At 39.1% G+C, this 26677-nt stretch carries 19 protein-coding genes; 12 read left to right on the top strand and 7 right to left on the bottom strand.

The features are described from left to right. Window positions 1–124 precede the first annotated feature (124 nt). The 6 genes from AC2SLT_RS07680 to AC2SLT_RS07655 all read left to right on the top strand — a co-directional run bounded on the left by AC2SLT_RS07680 (window position 125) and on the right by AC2SLT_RS07655 (window position 10182). Window positions 125–1333, top strand: a complete 1209-nt coding sequence (locus tag AC2SLT_RS07680; protein WP_486547072.1) for an acetyl-CoA C-acetyltransferase — start codon at window positions 125–127, stop codon at window positions 1331–1333. 125 nt (window positions 1334–1458) lie between these two features. Continuing rightward, the gene (locus tag AC2SLT_RS07675) at window positions 1459–3606 is read left to right on the top strand and encodes a 3-hydroxyacyl-CoA dehydrogenase NAD-binding domain-containing protein (protein WP_486547238.1); all 2148 of its coding nucleotides are present in this window, start codon (window positions 1459–1461) and stop codon (window positions 3604–3606) included. Continuing rightward, window positions 3599–4669 (top strand): CaiB/BaiF CoA transferase family protein, encoded by a 1071-nt coding sequence (locus tag AC2SLT_RS07670; protein ID WP_486547071.1) that lies wholly within the window; start codon window positions 3599–3601, stop codon window positions 4667–4669. The genes AC2SLT_RS07675 and AC2SLT_RS07670 overlap by 8 nt, the downstream gene beginning before the upstream one ends. A gap of 321 nt (window positions 4670–4990) precedes the next feature. Beyond that, window positions 4991–6688, top strand: coding sequence for an AMP-binding protein (locus AC2SLT_RS07665; protein ID WP_486547070.1), 1698 nt, complete (start codon window positions 4991–4993; stop codon window positions 6686–6688). A 452-nt stretch (window positions 6689–7140) separates the two neighbouring features. Then, the gene (locus AC2SLT_RS07660; RefSeq protein ID WP_486547069.1) at window positions 7141–8826 is read left to right on the top strand and encodes an AMP-binding protein; all 1686 of its coding nucleotides are present in this window, start codon (window positions 7141–7143) and stop codon (window positions 8824–8826) included. 117 nt (window positions 8827–8943) lie between these two features. After that, window positions 8944–10182: an OmpP1/FadL family transporter gene (locus AC2SLT_RS07655; RefSeq protein ID WP_486547068.1), complete on the top strand. Its 1239-nt coding sequence runs from the start codon at window positions 8944–8946 to the stop codon at window positions 10180–10182. A gap of 138 nt (window positions 10183–10320) precedes the next feature. Here AC2SLT_RS07655 and guaD read toward each other — a convergent pair whose 3' ends face one another. From guaD to AC2SLT_RS07635, 4 genes are all read right to left on the bottom strand, one after another. After that, window positions 10321–11691: a guanine deaminase gene (guaD, locus tag AC2SLT_RS07650; protein WP_486547067.1), complete on the bottom strand. Its 1371-nt coding sequence runs from the start codon at window positions 11689–11691 to the stop codon at window positions 10321–10323. A 55-nt stretch (window positions 11692–11746) separates the two neighbouring features. Then, a complete protein-coding gene (gene xdhC, locus AC2SLT_RS07645; protein WP_486547066.1) occupies window positions 11747–12580 on the bottom strand; it encodes a xanthine dehydrogenase accessory protein XdhC in 834 nt (277 codons plus the stop codon). Further along, window positions 12573–15242 (bottom strand): xanthine dehydrogenase molybdopterin binding subunit, encoded by a 2670-nt coding sequence (gene xdhB / locus AC2SLT_RS07640; protein WP_486547065.1) that lies wholly within the window; start codon window positions 15240–15242, stop codon window positions 12573–12575. The genes xdhC and xdhB overlap by 8 nt, the downstream gene beginning before the upstream one ends. Before the next feature lie 65 nt (window positions 15243–15307). After that, window positions 15308–16999: a xanthine dehydrogenase small subunit gene (locus tag AC2SLT_RS07635; protein WP_486547064.1), complete on the bottom strand. Its 1692-nt coding sequence runs from the start codon at window positions 16997–16999 to the stop codon at window positions 15308–15310. A gap of 283 nt (window positions 17000–17282) precedes the next feature. Here AC2SLT_RS07635 and AC2SLT_RS07630 point away from each other — a divergent pair, with 283 nt between their 5' ends. The 4 genes from AC2SLT_RS07630 to bioD all read left to right on the top strand — a co-directional run bounded on the left by AC2SLT_RS07630 (window position 17283) and on the right by bioD (window position 22198). Beyond that, complete coding sequence (locus AC2SLT_RS07630) at window positions 17283–18578, top strand: NCS2 family permease (protein ID WP_486547063.1); 1296 nt, start codon at window positions 17283–17285, stop codon at window positions 18576–18578. A 189-nt stretch (window positions 18579–18767) separates the two neighbouring features. After that, window positions 18768–19256 carry a bile acid:sodium symporter family protein gene (locus AC2SLT_RS07625; RefSeq protein WP_486547062.1) on the top strand — a complete coding sequence of 163 codons (489 nt, stop codon included), beginning with the start codon at window positions 18768–18770 and terminating at the stop codon, window positions 19254–19256. Between the two features lie 618 nt (window positions 19257–19874). Next, window positions 19875–21188 (top strand): adenosylmethionine--8-amino-7-oxononanoate transaminase, encoded by a 1314-nt coding sequence (bioA, locus tag AC2SLT_RS07620; RefSeq protein ID WP_486547061.1) that lies wholly within the window; start codon window positions 19875–19877, stop codon window positions 21186–21188. Window positions 21189–21463: 275 nt separating this feature from the next. Further along, window positions 21464–22198 (top strand): dethiobiotin synthase, encoded by a 735-nt coding sequence (gene bioD, locus AC2SLT_RS07615; RefSeq protein ID WP_486547060.1) that lies wholly within the window; start codon window positions 21464–21466, stop codon window positions 22196–22198. 44 nt (window positions 22199–22242) lie between these two features. Here the strand turns inward: bioD and AC2SLT_RS07610 are convergent, their stop codons facing one another. The 3 genes from AC2SLT_RS07610 to AC2SLT_RS07600 all read right to left on the bottom strand — a co-directional run bounded on the left by AC2SLT_RS07610 (window position 22243) and on the right by AC2SLT_RS07600 (window position 24747). Then, window positions 22243–22542, bottom strand: a complete 300-nt coding sequence (locus AC2SLT_RS07610; protein WP_486547059.1) for a HigA family addiction module antitoxin — start codon at window positions 22540–22542, stop codon at window positions 22243–22245. Between the two features lie 57 nt (window positions 22543–22599). Then, a complete protein-coding gene (locus AC2SLT_RS07605) occupies window positions 22600–22878 on the bottom strand; it encodes a type II toxin-antitoxin system RelE/ParE family toxin (RefSeq protein ID WP_486547058.1) in 279 nt (92 codons plus the stop codon). 444 nt (window positions 22879–23322) lie between these two features. After that, window positions 23323–24747 (bottom strand): aminotransferase-like domain-containing protein, encoded by a 1425-nt coding sequence (locus tag AC2SLT_RS07600; RefSeq protein WP_486547057.1) that lies wholly within the window; start codon window positions 24745–24747, stop codon window positions 23323–23325. A gap of 378 nt (window positions 24748–25125) precedes the next feature. Between AC2SLT_RS07600 and AC2SLT_RS07595 the strand changes: the two genes are divergently transcribed. Then, window positions 25126–25443: a LysE family translocator gene (locus tag AC2SLT_RS07595; RefSeq protein ID WP_486547056.1), complete on the top strand. Its 318-nt coding sequence runs from the start codon at window positions 25126–25128 to the stop codon at window positions 25441–25443. Between the two features lie 22 nt (window positions 25444–25465). Continuing rightward, a protein-coding gene (locus AC2SLT_RS07590; RefSeq protein ID WP_486547055.1) for an IS3 family transposase occupies window positions 25466–26631 on the top strand; the annotation gives its coding sequence in 2 pieces (ribosomal slippage) (window positions 25466–25736 and window positions 25736–26631; 1167 coding nt in all). Window positions 26632–26677: the final 46 nt, after the last annotated feature.

Below are 26677 nucleotides of genomic sequence, written 5' to 3'. Positions count from 1 at the left end.
CTTTTATCTCTCGCTTAATCTACTATCTTTAACATGATCTAATATGGTAATGTTAATCAACTGTTTTGATGTAAACAAACAGCTCTAAAATAAATTATTGTAAAAAACTAGAAAAGGGATTTATATGACTGAAGTTGCCTATATCTATGATGCCATTCGTACACCACGTGGCAAAGGTAAAAAAGAGGGTTCACTGCATCAAGCAACGCCGATATGGTTGGTGCGCACTCTATTAAAAGAAATGCAGAAACGTCATGATCTCGATACCAGCTTGGTTGATGATCTGGTATTAGGCTGTGTTACTCCTGTAGGGGAGCAAGGGTCTGATATCGCCCGTATTGCTATTATTGATGCTGATTGGGATGAGAGTGTGGCAGGCGTTACTCTGTCTCGTTTTTGTGCATCAGGCTTAGAGTCTATTAATTTAGCAGCAACTAAAGTCATGTCTGGTATGGAAGATATGGTTGTGGCTGGCGGTGTAGAATCAATGAGCCGTGTCCCTATGGGTTCAGACGGCGGGGCCTGGTATATGGACCCCCGTGTTAATGATGCTACTCAGTTTGTACCACAAGGTGTTGGTGCGGATGCTATTGCGACGTTGCGTGGTTTTACGCGCGAAGACGTTGACGCTTTTGCCACTGAATCTCACAAAAGAGCCGCTGCTGCATGGGAGAAGGGCTACTATGATAAGTCCGTCGTTCCTGTCACGGATATTAATGGCATGCTGCTATTGGACAAGGATGAGACCATCCGTCCAAATACTTCTGTAGAGACTTTAGCAGGTTTAAATCCCTCCTTTATTATGCCTGGTAAAATGGGCTTTGATAGTGTGATACTTGATAAATATACAACCATTGAAAAAGTGAATCATGTGCATCACGCAGGTAACTCATCAGGTATTGTAGATGGGTCGGCACTTTGCTTAGTCGGTAGCAAAGCTGCAGGCGAAAAAGCAAACCTTAAACCGCGTGCTAAGATCACAATGGCATCAGTCATAGGTTCTGAACCAACTATTATGTTAACGGGCCCAACGCCAGCATGTCAGAAAGCACTTCGTAAAGCAGGTATGACGGCTAGTGACATTGATTTATGGGAAATTAACGAAGCATTTGCTGTCGTTCCGATGAATACAGCACTAGACTTAGGTGTGTCACTTGATAAAGTCAACGTGAATGGCGGCGCAATAGCTATGGGACATCCTTTAGGTGCCACTGGAGCAATGTTAGTGACAACGGTACTTGATGAGCTTGAACGTCGTGACCTAAATACTGCCATGATTACACTATGTGTCGGTGGTGGTATGGGTATCGCAACTATTATTGAGCGTGTGTGATATTAAACGTGTCTAAGAGCTTGACCTTAATATTTAGTGAAGCCAAGACATGTAAATAACGTACGCATATTGAATTAGCGCATAATGAATAAGGATATAAAATGAGTATAGCTAGCGTAAAGGCCATTAATGCCCTAGATAACTTTACAGCAGAAGCTGACAACGGCATCGTAACCGTTACTATTGATCAAACGGATCGTAAAATGAATGTTATTGGTGAGGGCTTTAATGAAGCTTTTGCCACTTTAACCGATGCTTTTATTACGGATGAGGAAGCCGAAGGTTTAATCTTAACCTCTGGTAAATCTACCTTTGTGGTGGGAGCTGATATTGACCAACTGGCTGAAATTAAAACTGCTGAACAAGCTTTTGATTTAGTCGAAGATTTGAAAACCAGTTTACGTAAACTTGAAAAAGCGGGTAAGCCTGTTGCTGCTGCTCTTACTGGTACGGCTTTAGGTGGCGGTTTGGAGCTTGCCTTAGCCTGTCATTATCGTATTGCCGTTGATTCACCAAAAACAAAAATTGGATTGCCAGAAGTTAAACTTGGCTTGCTACCCGGTGGTGGCGGTACTCAGCGTTTACCACGTATTGTTGGTATTCAAAAAGCGTTAGAGATGATGACGCAAGGCAAAGAGCTGCGTCCACAACAAGCGCTTGAAATTGGTCTGTTGAATGCTGTTGCTAGCGACAAAGAAGATATGCTTGCTCAAGCAAAACAATGGATTAAAGATAACCCTAAAGTCAGTCAGCCTTGGGATGTAAAAGGGTTTAAAATACCGGGTGGTGATAGTAAGCATCCTAAAGTTGCACAGGTTTTCTCGATTGCCCCTGCTATGGCAAATCAAAAATCACATGGCAATTATCCAGCTATTGTTCATATCATGTCATGTGTGTTTGAGGGCTGCTTAGTAGATATTGATAATGGACTTGAAATAGAGTCTCGCTATTTTGTTGCTTGTGCATTGTCTCCTGAATCTACTAACATGATTAACACCTTATGGAAGCAGCTGAACAATATTAAAAAAGGTCAATCACGTCCTGAAGGGTTTGAGAGATCTAAAGTCAGCAAGGTTGGTATCCTAGGTGCCGGTATGATGGGTGCTGGTATTGCCTATGTTTCAGCTAAAGCAGGTATTGATGTCGTGCTATTAGATACCAGTATTGAAGGTGCAGAAAAAGGAAAAAGCTACTCGACTAATTTGCTTGACAAAGCTATTAGCCGTGGTCGTTCAAACCAAGAGAAAAAAGAGGCGTTGTTATCACGTATCAAGACCACAGTATCTTATGACGATTTAGAAGGCTGCGATTTAATTATTGAAGCGGTATTCGAAGATATCGATATTAAAGCTGAATGTACCCGTAATGCAGAAGCTGTCATTCCAGAAACAGCAATTTATGCGTCTAATACCTCAACGCTACCAATTACTCAATTGGCTCAAGCCAGCAAACGACCTAATCAGTTTATAGGTCTGCATTTCTTCTCACCTGTTGATAAAATGCCATTGGTAGAAATCATCGTTGGTGAAAAGACAGACGATGCTACATTAGCTAAAAGTTTCGATTTTGTGGGTCAAATTTCGAAAACGCCTATTGTGGTAAATGACAGCCGCGGCTTCTATACATCACGCGTATTTGGTACTTATGTATCAGAAGGTATTGCAATGTTAGGTGAGGGTATCCATCCACGCAGTATTGAAGTGGCTGGTATGAAATCTGGTATGCCAATGCCTCCTTTAGCACTACAAGATGAGGTGTCTTTAAGTCTGTCATTGCATGTCATGCAGCAGACTAAACGCGCTTTAGAATCGGAAGGTAAAACATTCACCCCGCATCCTGCTCAGCCAGTGATTGAGAAAATGGTGCAAGAGTTAGGTCGTGAAGGTAAAAAAGTAGGCAAAGGATTCTATGATTATCCTGAAAGTGGTGAGAAGCACTTGTGGCCTGAATTGACTGACTTGTATCCAACAAAGGATGATCAACCATCACAACAAGATTTAGTGGATCGTTTGTTATATGTACAAGCCAATGAAACGGCTAAGTGCTATGAAGAAAATGTTGTTCGATCAGTTGCAGATGCTAACGTAGGCTCAATCTTTGGGTGGGGTTTCGCGCCAAATCAAGGCGGCACGCTACAATTTATTAACTCGATTGGCGTGTCGAAATTTGTTGAGCGTAGTCGCGAATTAGCTGCCGCTTATGGTGAACGTTTCGAGCCTGCTAACATTCTAGTTAAGATGGCTGAATCTAATCAGGAGTTTAACGATGACTGATAAGCTATCTGATCCAATGGCAGACTGCTTACAAGGCTTAAAGGTTGTCGATTTAACGCGTAACCTACCTGGACCCTTTGCAACCAGATTACTTGCAGACCTAGGTGCAGAAATTGTCAAAATTGAACCCATGAATGGTGATCCTGCGCGCGCATTTGGTGAGCTATTCAATGCGTTAAATCACGGAAAAACGACACTTAAAGTCGATTTTCGTGATCCAAAAGGCATTGCTACTATTAAAGAGCATCTCAAAAATGCAGATGTCATGCTTGATAGTTTCCGTCCTGGTGTTTTGGATGGTATGGGATTAGATGTAACCGCTTTGCATGACATTAATCCCAAATTGGTTATTGTCTCTATTACAGGTTATGGTGTTACCGAAGGTGAGGGTGTTAATCACGATTGGAGCAATAAAGCAGGACATGATATTAACTTTATGGCGCTTAGTGGTGTCCTCGATCAGCTTAAATCATCTGATGGTGATCAAGCGATGCCTAATATACAGTTTGCAGATCTAGCGGGTGGTAGTGATACGGCCGTTATAGCACTTTTAGCAGCTGTGATTGCTGCGAAAAACACCGGTAAAGGTAGACACATTAATACCAGTATGACTCACAGTTTGTACAATCATCTAGTCATGCCAAAAGCAACTGGCAAATTGATTGAAAAGATGTCAGGTAAGAAACCGGCTCCGCAGTATGACTTTTTAGGTGGCTTATTGCCCTGTTATCGACTTTATAAAACCAAAGACGATAGATATATGGCGGTTGGTTCTCTTGAGCTAAAGTTTTGGCAAGGGTTATGCGACGTATTAGATCTTCCGGATCTAAAAAATACGCATTGGCAACGAGGTGTAATGCCAAACCTACCTGAGAGTCAAGCAGCAATGCAGAGCATTGCTGAAACGTTTGCGAGTCAACCTTTATCACACTGGTCAAAACTGTTTGAACAGGCGGATGTCTGCGTTACTCCTGTGTTAACGCTTTCAGAGGCTCAAAATCATCCTCTTTTTGCTCATCAGGATGAATATGGGGCAACAGCCGGTTGGCAAGTTGTAAGCTAGGTTAGCTAGGGATGGCATTGAGGTTAAAGTAGCTTTAAATCTTGTTTTAACTAAACGTTGTAGAGCTACTTTAATACTGTTTTAGTATAACTCAATTTATTCGTATTTAATTTACAAACTTTTCATACCTTAAATTTTTATAAGGCCTATCTTTCCGCCTTACTCCTAGAGGCTTGTCCTTAAATTGATTTCGCAACGTTTATTATTTTTATAGGCTGTATGAATTTAACCTCAATATGACTTATAGATTTAAACGTTTAAATTAAATTACTGAGTACCTCTTATTCGAGACTCTTATTAATAGCCCACGGAAGGTTAACGATGACTAAATTTTGGACTAATAATTATCCTGAGGGTGTTGCCTCTGATATTCCTTTTGATAATGAAACTCTTATTGACTTTTTTGATAATGTTTTAAGTAATTTTGCTAAAAATAAATTCATGACAAACTTAGGTGTTTCATATAGTTATGCCCAAGTTGACCAAATATCTCATTCGATTGCCTCTTGGATTCAAAGTACTGGACTCCCTCAAGGTTCTACCGTGGCTATAATGATGCCCAATGTGAATCAGTATTTACCGATTGTGATCGGAGCGCTTCGTGCTGGTATGGTGCTTACTCTTATAAATCCTCTGTATACCCCGCGTGAGCTTAAGCATCAGCTTATAGATTCTGATGCTAAAATGCTGTTTATATTAGAGCCATTTTGTCATAGTCTTGATAACATTATTGAGAAGACGTCCGTTAAAACGGTCGTCGTCAGCAGCATTGGGGATATGCTTGGCACTGCCAAAGGTGCTTTAATAAATTTAGCAGCCAAACATATCAAAAAAATGGTGCCAAAGTATCACATCAAATCTAATTCAAACCATCAAGTTTTAGACTTCAAAACTCTTTTAAATCAATCTAAAACGATGACATACACTCGTCCAGATATTAAGCCCGATGACTTGGCTATGATTCAATACACGGGGGGTACAACTGGTGTTGCTAAAGGGATTTTAATTAGTCATCGCAATGTAGTCTATGGCACTAAGCAATATGATGAATGGTTTAAGCCAATTCATAAGGGTTTAAATAGTAAGGATCAACTGACTTGTGTTGTTGCATTACCGATGTACCATATCTTTGCATTTATTATATCTTTACTAGGGTTACGCACTGGTCAACATCTTTTATTAGTCACTAATCCTAGGGATATTGATGCGTTTGTAAAACTGCTTAGTAAAGAGCCTGTACACTTGCTACCAGCAGTGAACACTTTATTTCATGCCTTATTATTACATCCAAAATTTAAAGACATAGATTTTTCACAGCTTAAATTATCTTTAGCAGGCGGTATGGCGGCTACTCCTGAAATGGCGAGAAAATGGCAGGAGGCCACAGGTGTCCCTATAATTGAAGGATGGGGTATGTCAGAAACGCTTGGAGTAGGGACAGCCAACCCTTTGTCCAATACAGAGTTTACAGGCTCAATTGGCATGCCAATCTGTGGTATAGATCTTAAAATTTATGATGAAGATGAAAATCCGCTCGATATTGGTGAAGTGGGTGAGATTGTCATTAAAGGTGGAAATGTCATTTCAGGCTATCATAATCTTGATAATAGTCAGTTCTTTACCAAGGATGGTTATCTTAAGACTGGTGATGTGGGCGCTATTGATGAGAAGGGCTATGTCAAACTATTTGACAGAAAAAAAGATATGCTTATCGTCAGTGGTTTTAATGTCTACCCGAATGAAGTTGAGAGTGTCGTAGAAATGCATCCCAAAGTAAGAGAGTGTTCTGTGGTCGGTGTTGATAGTGACTCACAAGGTCAGTCTGTCAAAGTATTTATTGTTAGAGACGACCCTAAGTTAACTAAAGATGAGATTCATGAGTTCTGCAAAAAGAATCTTGCTGGCTATAAACGTCCCCGCCATATTGAGTTTATAGATGAATTACCTAAGTCTACCGTTGGCAAAATTTTAAGACATCAGCTTCGTTCAGAGAGTAAAGACGTCGCTGAAGAGGCTTGAGTAGTAAATTACTAATGCATAAGAGTATTTCATAGAATATTGTATCTTACAGTTGTTAGAAACCCATAGTTAACAATTTTTTAGACAAAATTCCAATCGTGGGTTGTGATTGTAAGTTCTTATTGTGTAAGGGTCTAAATCTTTACTTTAGAATTTAGCCCCTTATTCATGTCTTGAAATCAATTAATCATGGTCTGTATTGGATGAATTCGTTGAAATAATGAACGTATTCTGTAATGATAACAAGCTCAAAGATATATATTTATTAAAAAAATTTATTAAATAACTTAAAAAATAGTGTAATAACGTTATTTTTTGGCTATTATATATAAATTACATAATTTCATAAATGAACGTCTTATTAAGACATAGATTTTTGAAGGTTTAACATTATAATTGCCTCACTGAAGAGGCGAGCTTAATTAAGCTTAATTACCAATGGAAGGTTAACAATGGATAAATTTTGGACTCAGAACTACCCTGAAGGTGTCGCCGCTGACGTACCCTTCGATAATGATACTCTCATCGATCTATTTGAAAAATCGTTTAACGAGTTTGCTGATGACAAATTCATGACGAATATGGACGTTTCGTACTCTTATAAGCAAGTCGATCACATCTCTCGTAACATAGCAGCATGGATACAAAGTACTGGACTACCTGAAGGTTCAGTCATTGCGGTCATGATGCCCAATGTACATCAGTATCTACCAATAGTTATTGGGGCATTAAGAGCCGGTATGGTACTGACTTTAGTCAATCCTCTTTATACTCCTCGTGAACTTAAGTATCAACTTATAGATTCTGATGCGAAAATGATCTTTATATTAGAGCCATTTTGCCATTCTATGGATAGTATCATTGAAAAAACCCCAGTTAAAACCGTCGTCGTTAGTTCAATAGGGGATATGCTTGGTACCACTAAGGGCGCCATTGTTAACTTTGCTGCTAAATATGTCAAAAAAATGGTACCTAAATACCATATTAAGACCACCTCTGAACATGCCGTACTTCACTTTAAATCCATTTTAAATGAATCTAATAATCTAAAATATACCCGCCCTCAACCAAAGCCCGATGACTTAGCCATGATTCAATATACAGGCGGGACTACGGGTGTTGCTAAAGGTATATTAATAAGTCATCGCAATGTAGTGTATGGGACAAAACAGTACGACGAATGGTTTAATCCAATTTATGATGATTTAAATAACCTTGGCCAGCTTACGAGTGTTGTTGCTCTGCCGATGTATCATATTTTTGCCTTAATCATATCTTTCTTAGGAATACGTAAAGGACAACATATTCTTCTAGTCACTAATCCTCGAGATATTGATGCCTTTGTCAAGCTACTAAGTAAAGAGCCTGTACATCTGTTTCCCGCCGTTAATACCTTATTTCACGCATTACTTTTACATCCAAAATTTAAAGATATTGATTTCTCACAGCTTAAGCTTTCATTGGCTGGAGGGATGGCAGCGACACCTGAAATGGCGAGAAAATGGTACGAAGCAACAGGCGTCCCTATTATCGAAGGGTGGGGGATGTCTGAAACACTTGGTGTTGGCACCGCAAATCCCTTAACGAATAAGGAATTTACGGGTTCGATAGGTATGCCTTTATGTGGTATCGATCTTAAAATTTATGATGATAATGAAAATCCGCTAGGTATTGGTGAGATTGGTGAGATTGTTCTTAAAGGCGGTAATGTCATCTCCGGGTATCATAACTTAGATAATAGTAAGTTTTTTACCAAAGACGGTTACCTTAAAACAGGGGATGTTGGGTCTATCGATGAGAAGGGCTATGTCAAACTCTTTGATAGAAAAAAAGACATGATTATTGTCAGTGGGTTTAACGTCTATCCAAATGAAGTTGAAAGTGTCGTTGAAATGCACCCTAAAGTCAGAGAGTGCTCTGTAGTGGGTGTGGAAGATGAGTCCCAAGGTGAATCAGTAAAAGTGTTCATCGTTAAAGACGACAAGAGCTTAACGGAAAAAGAGGTTTACGAGTTCTGTAAGAAAAATCTTGCTGGCTATAAATGTCCGCGCCATATTGAGTTTATTGATGAGCTACCTAAGTCTACTGTTGGTAAAATATTAAGACATAAATTACGTACCTTGAGCAATAAAGAATAGATCAACTAAACAATGAATCCTCTAAGGTAAATAAAATATGTCATCATTTACCTTCAAAAATAACCCTCATTTAGTCGCAATGGATGTGGCTAATAATACTGCAATGGAGAATGTACAATGTCAAAAACTTTCACTCTAAATCAATTTGCTAGTGCTTTAGCATTGGTGTCTTTCGCTTCAATAGCTGGCGCTGCTGGTCTTGATCGCTCTGGTCAACCTAGTGCAGAGTTTACTAACGAGGGTACTTACGCCTACGCTAGTGCTTATCGTATTAGTCCAGAAACCAAGGGAGAATATACTGATAACGGCGTCACTAGAAAATATGACGGTGTTGCTCAAGATTATAATGGCTATGGTTATGGCGTTAAAACTGATTTAAACGACAAAGTTAGTGTTGGGGTTTTTTATGATCAGCCCTTTGGTGCCGAAATTGAAGTTGAAGGCGACAACAATCCGCTGGTGAATGGCGATGTCCATACTAAAGCAAGTGTAAAGTCTGATACCTTTACAGGTTTAGTGAACTTTAAGCTTGGCCAGAATGACAACTTTAGACTTTATGGTGGCCCTGTACTTAGCAAGCTTGAAGGCGATCTAAATTTAGCGAGCGCTGAAACATCTGGCAATTTGAAAAACTTATCGCTTATTAATGGTTATAATTTATATCTCCCAAAAGATCAAGATTATGGTTATATGGTTGGTGCAGCTTTTGTCAAACCTGAAATAGGCTTAAAAGCGGCTATAACTTATCGTTCCAAGATAGAGCATGATGTCAAGTTTGGTGAACATATGCCAGCTATTGATTATGTGAATTTAAACCCTCAACTTCAGCAACTTGGATTAGTTTCACGTACCAATGAACAGGCGACGATTGAATTACCAGAATCTATAAATATTGATTTTCAAACTGGTCTTAACCCTACAACGTTATTGACGGCAAAGGCGCGCTGGGTACCTTGGGGAAGCTTTGAAATCACGCCGCCATTATTAGAAAAGAATGTTAAGACACTAGCTCAAACTGCTAAAGCGCCTCTAGTTGCCTACTCAGATGATTCTTATATGCTTGAGTTAGGCTTGGGTAAGCGTCTATCTCCAGCTCTTGCAGTTTCTGGAACTATTGGATGGGATAAAGGAGCTGGAAATCCTGTCACGGTACTAGGCCCAGCTGAAGGCTACTACAGCATTGGTTTAGGTGCTAAATACAATGTTACTCCAGAATGGTCTGTTGCGTTAGGGGGTAAGTATCTTATGTTAGGGGATGCGGATACTCAGCTATCTTCAACCAAAGCACCTATGGGTAAGTTTGAAGATAACGATGCTTATGTGGTCGGTATGAAACTAGAATACGCTTCTAAATAAATCTCTCATAGCAAGCTTAGATTTTATCCAAACTTGATAATTTGTATTAAAAAAGGAGGCATACAATAATGTATGCCTCCTTTTTTTTATTAGGTTCCGTACTGTTTAAGCTTTAAAAAGCAAGTACGATAAAATTATTTAGGAGTCTCGCTGATACCTACATAGACCAGAAATGTACGTATACTCAATGACCCTATCATCGCCTAACATCATTAATACAAACAGCTCTTCCTCTAAGCTTTTAGTTTGCGATTGTCGTTGTTGCAATAGTGCTGTGGCTTTAGTATCTATTATCACAAAATCAGCTTCACTGCCTATCGAAAAGTTACCAATCTTATCGTCTAAGCATAAAGACTGGGCATTACCTAACGTTATCTGATACAACCCTTGATGCGCTGATAAACGATTACCTTGTAACTGCTGAACTTTATAGGCTTCATTTAATGTGGTTAATAAACTTAGACTGGTACCCGCGCCCACATCGGTTGCGATACTCACTCCAGTATAACTTAGGGTTTTAGGTAAATTAAATAACCCGCTACCTAAAAACAAATTTGATGTGGGGCAGTGAGATATCTGGGTCCCGGTTTCTTGTAGTCTATTATATTCGCTATCGCTCAAGTATATGCCATGCGCAAGGGTTGTCCTTCTACCCAGCAGACCCATCTGGTCATAGACATCTAAGTAACCAGAATAATTAGTATGCATTTGCCTTACCGCAGTAATCTCATCTTGGTTTTCTGCTAAGTGCGTTTGTAAATAAACCCCTTTGTTTTGAGCGTATAGCTCTCCTGCCAGCTTTAACTGCTTTGGACTGGACGTAATCGCAAACCTTGGCGTTATAGCCACTGATTGCCGCCCATTACCATGCCATTCATCTATAAGTTTTTGGGTCTCTTTAATTCCTTTAGAAGTTTCTACACATAAATTTGAAGGGGCGTTTTGATCCATTAAGACATTACCGCAAATCATGCGGCTACCCAAGGTGTCACTTGCCTTAAAAAACTGATCAGCTGAAGAGTAATCGCTGGTAGCAAAAACCATGGCGCTTGTCGTACCATTAGCCAATAATTGATTCAAAAAGAACTGGGACTTTTGATACGCAAATTCAGGTTGGTTATAGTTCGCTTCGGTTACAAAGGTATAGTTGTTAAGCCAGTCTAATAGTTGCTCTCCGTAAGCAGCAATCATATCTAACTGTGGATAGTGTACATGAGTATCAATGAAGCCTGGCATTATTAAGCGGTCTGAGTAATCATGTATTAGTATTTCTTTATTGCCATTTATTACATTAGAGCTCTGCTGTAGAGAATACTGCTCGAAAATGTCAGTTGCCTTCCCATAATTAACGATAATTCCTTTTTTAGCATCAACTACTAAGGCACCCTCTTCAATATATTCAGGTACGATATTTTCATTCTTATTTACTGGCATTATTGAGGTGGTCTGAGTAGTATCTTTTGAGGCAACATAATGCAATAAGCGAGCTTTATAAATTTGAAGAGTCATAGAGTTTTATCTTTAAATATAGTATTTGCTAAAAAGAAGCTAGTTAAATTAATAATTAGCTTTGATTAAACTTTTGCAACACCTGTGCCACCACCGAAACGGCTACCGACATAGGCTGTTTACCGCCGATAGGCAATCCTATAGGCATGTGAAGCAAACTTAGTGCATCTTCAGTAAAACCACGTTGATCGAGTTTTTGCTTAAAACGATTGGCTTTAGTCTTTGAAGCGATACAACCAATAAATGCAAAACTTGGGGTAGAAATTTCGATGGTTTTTTTAACGATCTTAAAATCTAAGTCATGATCGTGAGTCATAACTAAAACATACTGAGGCGTGGGGTAGGCTTTAATAAATTCGGTCGGGTCATCAGTAATAAAGGTACGGATATGAGGAGGAAGATTTTTGACTGTATTCTTATCAAATATACCCTCTCGATTATCAATCCAAGTGACTTGGCAATCAAGTTCAGATAATATTTTTATCAACGCATTGGCGACATGTCCCGCTCCAAATATTAATAGCGATAGCGGCGGCGACAGATTAAAACACTCAAACATTACGGTAACGCTACCACCACAGCACTGACCAAGCTTAGCGCCTAAGGGATAGTGTTTGGTAATGACAGAGGTATGCTGATGCTTATTACCAAAACTATTATTGCAGGCTATATTTTTATTTAATAGTTCTCTAGCAGTTGCAATCACATCAAATTCTAAGCCACCTCCGCCAAGCGTGTCATAGCTTTTATCTTCTGTAATTACCATTTTGGTTTGCAAGTCACGAGGGGCCGAGCCACTAACTTTGACCACAGTCGCCAAAACGTGAGCAATGCCATGATTTTGGCAGTCATTCAATGCACTATGCCAGCTTTTGTTATGGCTATTCATTGTTTTTGCCTAAATCTATTGATTGACTACTATTCACAGGAGTATGCGCTGGACCTCTACCACCTTCTACCTTGGAGCTAAAAATGGATTCTTTATTTTCCACGTTTTTCACATTTTCAATATTAGTTATAGAGACATATGGTGGATTGGTCTTTGTGGCATGTTCTATATAAGGGGTATATAAACTGAATAGGCTCCCTTGTTGATGTTGGTTTTGCTGCTGGTTTTGTGGCTGTTTTTTGGTTTGTACTTCTGTACGGCTGCTATTCTCCCAATCTCCACCTTCAAGATTAATCACCGCTTTTAATACGGCTTCGGGTGTGGCCGGCATAGTTAATTCCGGATTGCGTTTATAATCAGCAAGGCTAGCCACAGCATTATTTATAGCACACCACACACTAGCTGCAAGCATAAAAGGGGGTTCGCCAACCGCTTTTGAGTTATATACCGTCTGCTCTTTGTTTTTACGATTATAAAGTTTAACCTGCCACTGCTTTGGCATGTCGTGGGCGGTCGGGATTTTATAATTAGCTGGGCTGTTTGAGGCTAATTTGCCACTTTCATCCCACAAAAGCTCTTCTTGGGTTAACCAGCCCATACCTTGGATAAAGCCTCCTTCTATTTGACCTTTATCTATCGCAGGATTAATCGACTGTCCCACATCATGGAGAATATCGCAACGAACAACTTGATATACGCCAGTTATGGTATCTATTTCAACTTCACAGCAAGCCGCTCCCAATGAATAATATAAAAAAGGTCGACCCCACGCTTTGTCTCGTTCATAAAATATTTTCGGGGTTTTATAAAATCCTGTGGAAGAAAGACTTACCCGATTTCTATAAGCGAGCGTAACGAACTCTGCGAAGGTGAAGACTTTTGACTCCCTTTTAGAAGCAGTTTGGTTATTACTATTAGCCCGTTTTATATATACATGATTATTTTCAAAGCTAATATCAGAGTCATCGATTTCAAAGGTGTCACAGGCAAATTCAATCAGTCTGGCTTTGATAATTTGGCAAGCATTCTGAGCGGCTTTTCCGTTTAAGTCTGTCCCTGATGAAGCGGCAGTAGGTGAGGAGTTGGGCACTTTGTCAGTACGAGTGGCGGATACCTTCACCGTATCTAAGTCCACATCAAACTCATTAGCAACCACTTGAGCTACTTTCACAAATAAACCTTGTCCCATCTCAGTACCCCCATGATTCAGGTGAATACTGCCATCGGTATAGATATGAACCAGAGCACCCGCTTGATTTAAGGTTTGTACAGTAAATGAGATACCAAATTTAACAGGCGTTAAAGCGATACCCCTTCTTTTAGGACTGTCTTGTAATGCAGCTTGCTTGTTGGAGCTAATAATCTCATTACGACGCTTTTTATAATCACAGTCTGTGGCTAAGCTATTCATCAACTCAGCTAAGTCAAAATGTTCTATAGGTTGACCATAATGGGTTTGCTGTCCATTTTGATATAAATTCTTAAGTCTTATGTCATAAGGGTCTTTACCTAGCGAATAAGCGATATGGTCCATCATGTATTCGGCAGTCATAAGCCCTTGTGGCCCACCAAAACCCCGATACGCTGTATTTGAGACCGTATGAGTTTTACATCTATGACCCACTATACTAGCAGTCGGATAGTAATAGGCATTATCACAATGAAACATGGCCCTATCGACAATAGCATCAGAGAGGTCAGGGGAGTAGCCACATAAAGCAGCCAACTGCATGTCTACCGCTTTTATCTTTCCTTGTTCATCAATCGCAACCGAATACTTATTATAGAATTCATGACGTTTACCCGTTACAACCATGTCATCTTGACGGTCTAAACGCATGCTTACCGGTTTATTATGACGTTTTGCAACTATACCTGCTAAGCAAGCCCAAGCTGCGGCCTGTGTCTCTTTGCCTCCAAATGCACCGCCCATACGGCGGACTATGGTGTTAACACTATGAAAGGGGAGTCCTGTAACTTCAGCAACCAGCTGCTGTACTTCACTAGGGTGTTGTGAAGAGGTATAAACTTCCAAACCGCCATCATCACAAGGCATTACGTATGCGACCTGACCTTCTAGATAAAAATGCTCTTGACCTAGCATGTGGATAGCGCCAGTGAGTTTTATAGGCGAATTTTTAAAAGAAGATAGCACATTGCCGCGCTGCATCTTATAACTGGGCCGCACAAATTGCTTGCGTTTTAATGCCTCAGTAATGGTCAAAATAGCAGGCAAGGGCTCATACTCTACTATGGCTTTTGCAGCCGCTTTTTTGGCAGCTCTATGACTGCTCGCAGCCACTGCAAAAATAGTTTGTCCTACATACTCTACCTCTGTATTTGCAATCAAAGGATCTCCTTTAAATACCGGACCGATATCGGTTGCAGCAGGCAATTCGTTATAGCAAATAACATCCACAACACCTTCAGACGCCCAAACTGCCTCCAAGTTTATGTTTTTTATTTTGGCGTGAGCAATATCGCTTTTGCCAATCGCCATGTACAAGGTATTGTTTGGCTTAACCATATCATCTACATAGGCGGCACTGCCCATAACATGGCTAATGGCGCTGTCATGTTTAGATGAGGAACCAATTTTGTGCTTAGGGGGACGCTTGCGTCTTACTTCATAGCTGTCAAATAACGCTGAATGATGGCTCATGGATAGGTCTCTATATTTTCAGGGTATATATTAATTTAAATGTTTAAATTCACTCACAAACTCTATTAATTAGATAGAGTGGTGTATTTAGTGAGTAGTTGTTTACCACTTTGGATGATGAGTCGCTGGATAACCTGCATGCGATACTCACGACTGGCTCTTACATCACTTAATGGCGTCACATCCTCTGCTAAAGCGGCGGCACAAGCTTTAAAGCTCTCCATCTCTAACGCAGCATTGGTAAGTTTTTGCTGTGAATTTAATGCCAATAAAGGCACGGCAGCCATGCCGCCTAACCCTATACGGCTATCAATAATCTCATTAGAAGCTTCATTTACGTCTATTCTTAACGCTAATAAACAGGCACATATATCATCCTCAAAGCGTTTACTAATTTTATGAATCGTTAACTGCTGGTGCTCAGCCAATAGCGGAACATGAATGGCCTTGATATAACTTCCAGATTGTATTTTTGTCTGTTTATAACTAATAAAAAAGTCTGCTAACGGTATGATTTCATCAACAAATCCTTTTATATCTTCGTTTATAGTTGTGTCAGTCCCTACTAGAGCGGTATCCAAATTAGTATGATTTGAACTATTTTGACGACAGTACCTGATATGAACTTTGGCATCCAAAGCGAGTAGGATAGGGGGCAAGTCACCTATAGGTGAGGCATTTGCAATATTACCGCCGATTGTACCCATATTACGAATTTGCGGTGAGGCTATACGCTTGAGTATTTTGGCGAACTGTGGAATGTGTTCTTCTAAAGGGCTCTGTAGCTGCTGATAAGTCATGCCAGCCCCCAATATTAGGGTTTGAATACCTTTCTCTTTATTTTCAACACATGACCATTGCTGAAGTTCATTAATATTCGATAATTGGATGATGGTTTTATAATCAACAAACTGTTGGGTAATACTCAATCCTAAATCTGTACCGCCAGCCCATAAAATAGCATCAGGATATAAGGCTAATAGTTGTTCTAACTCAGACTGAGATTTAGGTATAAACAATTGGTTTTCTTGATCACTTAAAGCTGGAATTGGTGCATCTTTACATTGTTGAATAGAACTTTGTTCGCTAGTTTTACTTTTATACTCGACTAAATCCAGTCCATCAAATCTAGAAAATACCTCCTTGTTACTCTGAGGTTGGAACATCTTTATACCTGCCTCAACGATAGGTCTGTAACCAGTACAGCGACAAAGGTTCCCTGCAATAGCTGCTATCACTTTATCTTCACTAACTGAATTGTTGCTATTGTTACTGTTAGCACTATCAGGTGTTGTACCATCAATCGAGTTTATATTAGAGCTATCAATCACTTGAATATGATTCGATTTTTCTATTTTTTGATTTTCATAGAGACAAGCCAATGATATGACAAAACCTGGGGTACAAAAACCACACTGAGAACCATGACACTCTACTAAAGCTTGTTGAGCAGGGTGCAATTTGGCTTGTTCAGGATGATTATTAGGGTTGTCAGCAAGGTAGGAAGCAGTGAATAGCTGACAACCATTCATTAGCGATAATAAAGTGATACAAGAGTTAATAGTATAAAAGCGTCCTGTGTTATTTAAATCCGTGGTTTTTCTCACCAAAATAGTGCATGCACCACAATCACCACTTGCACACCCTTCTTTAGCATCAAAAAGGTTAAGGGTATTTCTTAAATAGTCCAATACCGTAGTATTTGGATTGATGTCATCAACTTTATATTCTCTATTATTTACTTTAAATTCAATCATTTAACTCTCTATTGACTATTAACTCTATGCTGGGATAAGGGTTACACATTATTGATTCAATCATTGTTAAAAACTGTTTTAATAGTTAAAAACAACTTCAATTAAACACTTGGATATAACCCTAGAATTAAAACTTGACTAATTGGTTAACTATATAGATAAGCTTATAGCAATAAATATGCCACCACAATTGAAAGTTAATTTTTTTGTATTGGTATGGTTATTGCTCCAAGAGTTTTAGTTTCGTATGTAATTTTATATCTTACTCAATTAAGGATTCATTATGAGTGCATTAGATAGATATTTTGGAATTTCGGAGAAGGGCAGTAGCGTCAAAACTGAGATTGTTGCGGGCATAACTACCTTTTTGACCATGACTTACATAATTTTCGTTAACCCTATGATCCTGGCTGATGCTGGTATGGATCAAGGGGCAGTATTTGTCGCGACTTGTGTTGCTGCTGCGGTAGGTTGTTTTATCATGGGTCTATATGCCAAATTGCCTTTGGCCTTGGCGCCAGGTATGGGTTTGAATGCTTTTTTCACTTATGGTGTTGTTTTAGGTATGGGTCATACTTGGCAAATAGCTTTAGGAGCCGTATTCTTATCTGGTTGTATATTTATCCTATTAAGCCTATTTAAAATTCGAGAATGGGTTATTAACTCAATACCTCATACTTTAAAGCAAGGTATTGTTGCAGGTATTGGTGCATTCTTAGGGTTTATTGCTTTAAAAAATGCGGGCATTGTCGGTGCTAATGAAGCCACTTTTGTGTCTTTAGGTGAAATAACCACCTTTGGTCCTGCGATGGCTGTTTTAGGCTTTATTGTCATTATTGGGCTTAGCTATCGTAATGTGCCTGGCGCGGTAACCATAGGTATTTTATTAACCACCCTATTAGGGGTTATCTACGGTGAAGTGGCCTTTGGCGGATTTATGTCAATGCCTCCACCGGTTGCGCCTACTTTGATGCAATTGGATATCGCTGGTGCCTTTGATATTGGTATGATTAGTGTGATATTTGCATTCTTGTTTGTTGATTTGTTTGACACCTCTGGGACACTAATTGCAGTGACCAAGAGAGCAGGGTTGATGAAGCAAGATGAAAAAGTGCCTAATTTAGGTAAAGCGCTTATTGCAGATTCTACTGCAACTGTGGCCGGTGCAGTATTGGGCACATCTTCTACAACCAGCTATGTAGAAAGTACAGCTGGAGTAGCTGCTGGTGGTCGAACTGGGTTAATGGCAGTAACGGTAGGTGTTCTGTTTTTATTAAGCTTATTTTTTGCGCCTTTAGCAGGTATGATTCCAGCTTATGCGACTGCAGGTGCGATATTCTATGTAGCAGTATTAATGCTTTATACATTAAAAGATGTGGATTGGGATGATTTAACAGAAGCCGCACCTGCTGCAGTAACATTAATATTGATGCCATTAACATTTTCTATAGCAGATGGTATCGCATTAGGCTTTATTACTTATACCGCTGTTAAATTAATCACTGGCAAGTTTTCTCAAATCAGTGTTGCTGTATGGGTGATTACTGTTGTTCTTTTAGCTAAATACATTTTTGCTTAGTTTCTAAATTAGTTTTAGCTTACTAAGGTCAAATATTTGATCGAGTTTAAGGTTTCAATAGTTTAGGTCGTTTAATTAATAAAAATAAGTTATAAAGTAAAAATATTTTTTCCATTATAGTTATATTTAAAAATTTATTAAACTTTTTAAGATAGCTTTTAATAAATATTTTACTTCATTTTTAATTAAATGATCATAGGGATTAGGAGCTATTTAGCAAAAGGAGATATTGCTTTTTCAGTGGGCATGACAACACTTTCAACAATTATTGCTCCTGTGGTGACTCCACTATGGATGATTTATTTAGTAGGTCAAACGGTTGAAATGAACGGTTGGAGTATGTTTAGGTTTATGCTATTAGTAACTTTGATGCCTGTTGCTATTGGTTCAATCTTTAACATCCTATTTCAAAATAAAACTTGGTTTGAATCAGTACGAAAGGTCATGCCGGGCGTTGCTGTAATTGCATTTGCTTGTATTGTCGGCGGTGTTGCTGCAATATTTGGTGCACAACTCTTTGAATCAGCTTTTATTGCCATTGTTGCTATAGCCATACATAACTTTTCAGGCTATATACTAGGGTATTTATCAGGAGCAATAGTGGGTACTAATGCTGCCAAAAAAAGAACACTTGCTATAGAGGTTGGTGTTCAAAATGCTGGATTAGCGACAGGATAAAGCACTAAATTCTTTCCAACTAGTGCAGAATCAGCTGTAGTAGCTGCTGTGGCTACTATATGGCATTCAGTTTCAGGCTCTGTATTGGCCAATATGTTTATTTGGTGGGATAAACGGAAGGGAAGTATTTCATTAGAGGCAGATAAAAGTTTTAATACTAAATTAGGTACTGATAAATCAAAAGAAGATTTAAAAAGTAATTTGATCTCTTAATAATTTAAAAGGTAGCTCTCAGATTTGCACAGAATAAAAAAGATAGGGTGATAGTTCTAGGTATGTGCAAATCTGAAGTGCAGTTTTTAAAGCATAATTACTTATTATGTTTTATCTGTTAGATTAAGATGGCCAAGTATTTGCAGTAGTATATATATAAATCAGATTCAAATAATATGAATAGGCAATACGTATATAGACCTTATTTAACATAATATACATTATGCGAAAACAGACCAACCGGTTTTAAGTGCCTTAATACAATCAAATAACATCACGTTAAGTGTTATTATTACTCAGAACTCGCTATAGTAGTTTTGCTTTGAACAAGCTAGTATAAGCTTAATGTATTTAAAATATATAAAATCCGTACATATCTATCATCAAATTAATCTGACTATCATAATGACACACTCAAACTTTGATAACTTCGATAAAAGTATTAATAACACCTTTGATCAAAATCATCTCTGGCATCCATACGCAACATTGCCACCGCAATATCCGAACATAGTCATTGATCACGCTGATGGTGTGTATCTTTATACAAAATCTGGTGAACAGCTTATTGATGGCATGTCATCTTGGTGGGCTGCAATACATGGTTATAATCATCCTATATTGAATGACGCTATTCGCAACCAATTAAATAAGATGGCACATGTCATGTTTGGCGGTCTTACACACCAACCTGCAATCGATTTGGGTAAAAAACTTCTTACAATAGTACCCAATGGCCTCGATGCAATATTCTATTCAGATAGTGGCAGTATTGCAGTCGAAGTTGCCTTAAAAATGGCTCTTCAGTATCAATTGGCTCAAAATAAGGCTGAACGCAATCAAATAGCGACAACCCGATCTGGCTATTATGGTGATACTTGGCATGCGATGAGTATCTGCGATCCTGTTAATGGTATGCATAGTATTTATGGCAAACAGTTACCGATACAACTGTTTTTTGATAAGCCTAAGTCTGGATTTGAAACACCTTTAGACGACGATAGTAAACAACAACTAACAGAATTTTTTGCAAAAAATCAGCACCAAATGGCCACTTTTATCATTGAGCCTGTGGTTCAAGGTGCGGGTGGTATGCGGTTTTACAATCCTGAGTATTTAACGCTGCTACGTAAATTATGTGATGACTACGACATTTTGTTAATTGCCGATGAAATTGCAACAGGTTTTGGGCGTACTGGTAAGATGTTTGCGTGTGAATATGCAGACATATCGCCTGATATTATGACAGTAGGTAAAGCGCTGATGGGTGGCTATATGACCTTTGCTGTGACATTGTGTCAGCGTCACGTTGCTGAACGCATTGCCAATAGTGAATATTCTGCTTTAATGCACGGCCCTACGTTTATGGGCAATCCCCTCGCCTGCTCTGTGGCCTTGGCGTCAATTGAGCTCATTATTGAGCATGATTATCCTAAACGGGCGCTACATATTGAACAGCAACTTAATCAATATTTGCAACCATTAATCACTTTTGATCAGGTAGCGGATGTACGCGTGCTTGGAGCTATTGGTGTAATTGAGTTGCATGACGCCGTTGATATGTCAAGGTTTCAGCGTTTGTTGATTGAACATAATGTTTGGATTAGGCCCTTTGGAAAATTGGTCTATATTATGCCGCCAATTATCATGACGGAAGATGAAGTATTGATGTTATGCGATAGATTGAAGCAGGTTTTAACGGACTATTTTAATCCATAGTTTTAACAATGGTTAATTTAATAACTAAACTGAATTTTGGATAAGTGTTTTTAAGACATTGTTACCATTTTATTTAAAAAATCCATCCCCAACCCTTCCTTTGGAAAAGAAAGGGAGCTAACCTTTACAGATTTAAAATGAGATAAATGACCGTTTTTTCAAAAGATAAGATGCATTGCTTTGCTATAGAGGGATGACTATAACCTTAAATTTGATGAGTTGATTATCACGAATTTAGGTTATGCTATTCATTATACTATTGAGTTAATAAAATTATGAGCGTGTATTTTATAACAGGGATTGATACAGATATTGGCAAAACTATTGCTACTGGCAGTTTAGCCAGAGTTTTACATCAAAAAGGCTGTAAAGTCATCACTCAAAAGTTAGTACAAACAGGGTGTGACAGCATCGCTGAAGATATTATGACGCATAGAAATATGATGGGCATAGACTTACAGGCGCGCGATAACGATATGACGACTTGTCCCTATGTACTTCAAAAGCCGTCCTCGCCCCATTTAGCGTCAAAACTTGATAATACAATTATTGAGCCAAGCCGTATTTCCGATGCAACCAATACGCTGAAACGAGAATATGACATTGTGCTGTTAGAAGGCGCTGGTGGGCTTATGGTGCCACTCACTGACTCGTTATTAACTTTGGATTATATTGCGTCACAACACTATCCTGTTATCTTAGTCACTTCTGGAAGATTGGGTAGTATTAATCATACGCTACTGAGCATTGAGGCTATCAAGTCTCGTTCACTGCCCTTACATGCTGTCATTTACAATCATTGGCAACCTGACAAACGTTTAGCGTCAAATTATGAACCCGATGTTGAGATTGTGGATAGCACTAAAGACTACTTACAGTCTTACTTAGCTAATAATCATCCTGATACTTACTGGGTTGATTTGCCTAATAAATTAGCCGTTAATACCGATGAAACAACACATAAAGATTGCAATTCTACTATTGAAAGTTATGCCGAGTGTTTGATTTAGAATTACGAAGTGAACAAATTAATACAACTTACCGTTAAAAAGTATTAAGCATATTCAATAGGCTCAATACCATCTAAAAAGGAGGGGTTCTGACTTTCAATCAGTCTTAGTTCATAGGTCGATTGTAGGTTTAACCAAAACTGGGCACTACCTCCAAAATATTTAGCCAGTCGCAATGCTGTATCTGCTGTTATACCTCGCTTTTCACGAACAATTTCATTGACACGGGCTGGCGTGACACCAAGATGATTAGCCAAAGCATTGGCGCTCATATCAAGAGGCTCAAGAAAATCTTCTCTCAATACTTCACCCGGGTGAATAGGTCGCATTCCATTTTTAATCATAATATTGTCTCTCTAAATTCTTACTGCTATTTTTTAATGGCTAAGGGAATATACAAATCAGTGATAGTCAACGATTTCTACTTGTGTTGCGCCTTGTTCTGTCCATACGAAGCATAGTCGCCATTGGTTATTTATGCGAATGCTGTGTTGACCTTCTCTACTACCCTTTAGTGGCTCTAATCGATTACCTGGAGGAGCTTTTAAGTCATCTAAGGCTACGGCATTATCTAGCTGTAACAGCTTACGCTCGGCTACTCTAATAATACTTGACCAACGTTTAGTCTTACCTGTTTCGAAAAGAGCTTGTGTTGCACTACATTTAAAATCAACAATCATAAAATCTTGACAACCTGTATTCTGTTTGTAGTGCTAACAAATATGAATTAACTGACTAGGTTTTATTGTATATCGATAAGCGATAAATAGCAATTAGTTTATTATGTATAATCACTTCACCTCGTTATTGTTCCTTCAAACACTTTAACACCCTTAACACCCTTAACACGAAAAAGTTTGAGCGAGTGCCCGATTTAAAACTGGAGAATTGGGTTTGAGTTTGTATTTTTTCCAGATTAAATGATTCGTAGATGCAATCGAAGGTTAACTCGAAGGAGCGGTTTAGCCCTGACAGTAGCGGATATACTTGCTTGACCACTGGTTGTGGTGACTTAGCTAGAAGTGGTATCGAGATAACAGGAACATTTCTAGCTATTAGACACCGCTCCAGTGGGCAAGTAAGATAGAAGCGGATGGCAGGATTAGCTTAAAATCATGTGTTCACTATTTTTTTGCATCAGAGATATAACCCTCTAACCACTGCAAAAACTCATCACTGGTAGTGGCAACGTTTAGGCGTAAGTTTGTCGAATATTCACCATTTGGGTTAAACAGTTGCCCCGGTGCTATGAGCCAACCGTCATTATGCGCTTTAAGAGCAAGTTTTGCAGTATCACATCCAACATCAATCCAAACAAACATCCCTGACTGAGTGTGTTCAGGATATTCAATTCCCATCTTAGTCAGTTTTTGACGTAGCTGTTGATGCGCCGTATACAAATGCTGTTGCAGCTTCTTGAGTTGACGACGGCTTTCGCCATGCGTCCAGAGCTTATGTATCACTCGCTCTCCAAATTCAGGCGTGGTCATATTACTTAACGTTTTTATGCCAATAATGTCATCTATGAATTTATCGGGGCAAACTAACATCCCGACTCGCCAACCTGATGCCATATATTTAGAAAAACCTGTGGCATAAAATACCCGTTCAAACTGATCCAAACTTGAGTAGCGAAGTGCCGTATTGTCTGGTAATAAGGCGGCATATAAGTCGTCTTCCAAAATATAAGCATCATACTTATGTATTAGATTTAAGACCTGATGCACACGCGCGGGATGCAGGTTATAGGACGTGGGATTGTGTAAGACGCTATTGGTCAGGTATAGCTTTGGCCGATATCGTTCAAACATCAGTGTCATCTGTTCTATATCTGGACCTTGATGATCCCGTTTAATGCCAATTACTTTTATACCTTGCAATTGCAAACTACTGGATAGCCAAAACCAGCCAGGCTCATCAACCAAAACAACATCTCCCTCACTGAGTAATAACTGGGTGACGATTAGCACAGCTTGCGACACACCAGCTGTGGTGATGATGTTCTCAGCCGTGGTCTGCATACCAAGCATCGCTAGATACTGGACAAGGTGTTGTCTTAACGGCATATAGCCCTGAATATCTCCATAATCATAGATAAAATCATCCGCCTGATGGGTAACATGCCGTATTGCCCACGCCATCTTATCATTACGTACCCAGTCAAGCGGTAATACGCCAGAACCCGGTGAACGATCTAATGGCGTCTTAGAAAACATCTGTCGCACTAGCCACTTAGTGTCAATCTCCAGAGTCTTATCAGTCGTCTTGTCTTGCTCTTTGACAGTGGACATTAGCGATTGATCCTCAAAGGCTAAATTAGTCACGTAATAACCTGAGCCTTGTTTTGCTGTCAATACATTGGTCGCCACCAACTGCTCGTACGCTTGAGACACGGTAAAACTTGAAACCCCTAGTAATATCGCTAATTTCCTTACCGATGGCACCCGCTGATTTGGTTTGTAAACGTGCCATTCAATGCGCTTATTGATCCACTCTATAATTGCTTCAGTCTTAGTCAGGTTTGGATTTAGGCTATAAGTCTCAGACATAACATGACGCTCTTTTGATAGGTATTGAATAATTGGTAATGAATGACAGTTTGATTGATAAGGTGTTGATACTATCGGGAGTTGCTACTATCGGGTTTAATGCAAAAAGCTGTCTACTATTCATACTGCATAGGTAACCCATCATAGCATTATAAGTATTGCTATTTAATCTGTATTGTACTGTATGGGTTCATATTTTTTAAATAAAAAATTAAAATTCTTTAAACTATAAAACTGTTATGTTTTACCAATCATGACAGTTTGTTAACTGTTATTTTAATTGCATAGGTATTGTGTAGTTAATAGTCTATATAGTTAGTTTATCCGCAATTGAAATAATACATGGTCTTTAGGTTTTAGCTATTAAGGAAATTAGATATGGTTGCCATTGAGGGTAGCGTTATAGCTTTAGCCGTCTTTATGATAATCAACTCAATTACACCTGGCCCAAACAATATTATGCTTTTGCAAGGTGGTCTTAAACGGGGCTATTGGGGATGCCGTTGGCATATGCTGGGTATCAGTTTTGGTGTCGGTATTATGTTGTGGCTGAGTTATTGGGGTATGGCAGCAGTCATTGTTAATCACCCTACTATGATGCTGATGATTAAAATATTGGGAACGAGCTATTTGTTATGGCTGGCTTACCATATGAGCTATGCTGAAAAAACCGTAGATAAAAACTTGGTAAACTAAGGAAGACAATTAGGAGTTTACCATGACAAAGAAAGCTAAAAGATACAGTGAAGAATTTAAAGCAGAAGCGGTCAAAGCAATAGAGAATAATGGTGGCAATGTCAGTGCCACAGCAAGGCATTTAGGGCTACCAATGCAGACACTAGCCAATTGGCAACGAAAAGCCAATCAAGGCAAACTCAAAGGTACTAAGCAATACGATCCAGAGCTTGTTTCAGCCCTTGAAGAAATTAAGCGTTTAAAGCGTGAACTAAAAATAGCACAAGAAGAGCGAGAGATATTAAAAAAGGCTACGGCGTACTTTGCCAAACACGATCAGTAAGGTACGCCTTTATTGACCATCACAAATATGAATTTAGTATCACAGCCATGTGCAAAAACCTTGATATCAAACCATCAAGCTACTATGACTGGAAAAAGCGTGACATCAGTGTTCAGCAAATACATCGCAATCACTGTGAGCTGCTTGTAAAAGCTGCGCACAGGAAGACCAAAGAACGATATGGCTATGAGCGTCTGCATGCTCACCTAAATGAACAAGGACACGATGTCAGCAAGTATATGGTACGTAGTATCAAAGAAGAACATGGTATCAAATGTAGACGTCATAAGCGCTTTAAAGTGACAACGGACTCAGAGCATAACAAGCGTGTTTATCCTAACCTGCTTAAACAGAAGTTTGGCGTTAATCGTCCTAATTGTGTCTGGGTCAGTGATATCACCTATATCTGGACAGATGAGGGCTGGCTTTATTTGGCAGGCGTTAAAGATTTGTATACCAAAGAACTGGTTGGCTACGCTATCGATAAACGCATGAAGACTGATTTAGTCTGTAAGGCCTTAAATAAAGCAATCAAAGATAAAAGACCTAGCCAAGGACTTATTGTGCATTCAGATAGAGGTAGTCAGTATTGCAGCGATGATTATCGCAAAATGATCACTAAACACGGTTTTAAAGGATCTATGAGTGCGAGAGGTAACTGTTATGACAATGCGCCAATAGAGAGCTTCTGGGGCGTTTTAAAGAATGAGCTGGTATATCATCATAATTATAAAACTCGATTTGAAGCAATCAACAGCATCTTGAAATATATTGAGTTAGATTACAATCAAGTCAGGATTCAGCAGAGTTTAGGTATGAGATCGCCAAGACAAGTTTGGATGGATTTCTATCGTCAAGCTGCCTGATTAAAATCTCCCAAGTTTAGGTGTACGGATTTGACAGCAGGGGTCA

The sequence above is a fragment of the Psychrobacter sp. CX18 genome, from assembly GCF_057396215.1.
The sequence above is the reverse complement of the archived record's forward strand: the minus strand, read 5'-3'. Positions and strand labels throughout refer to the sequence as shown.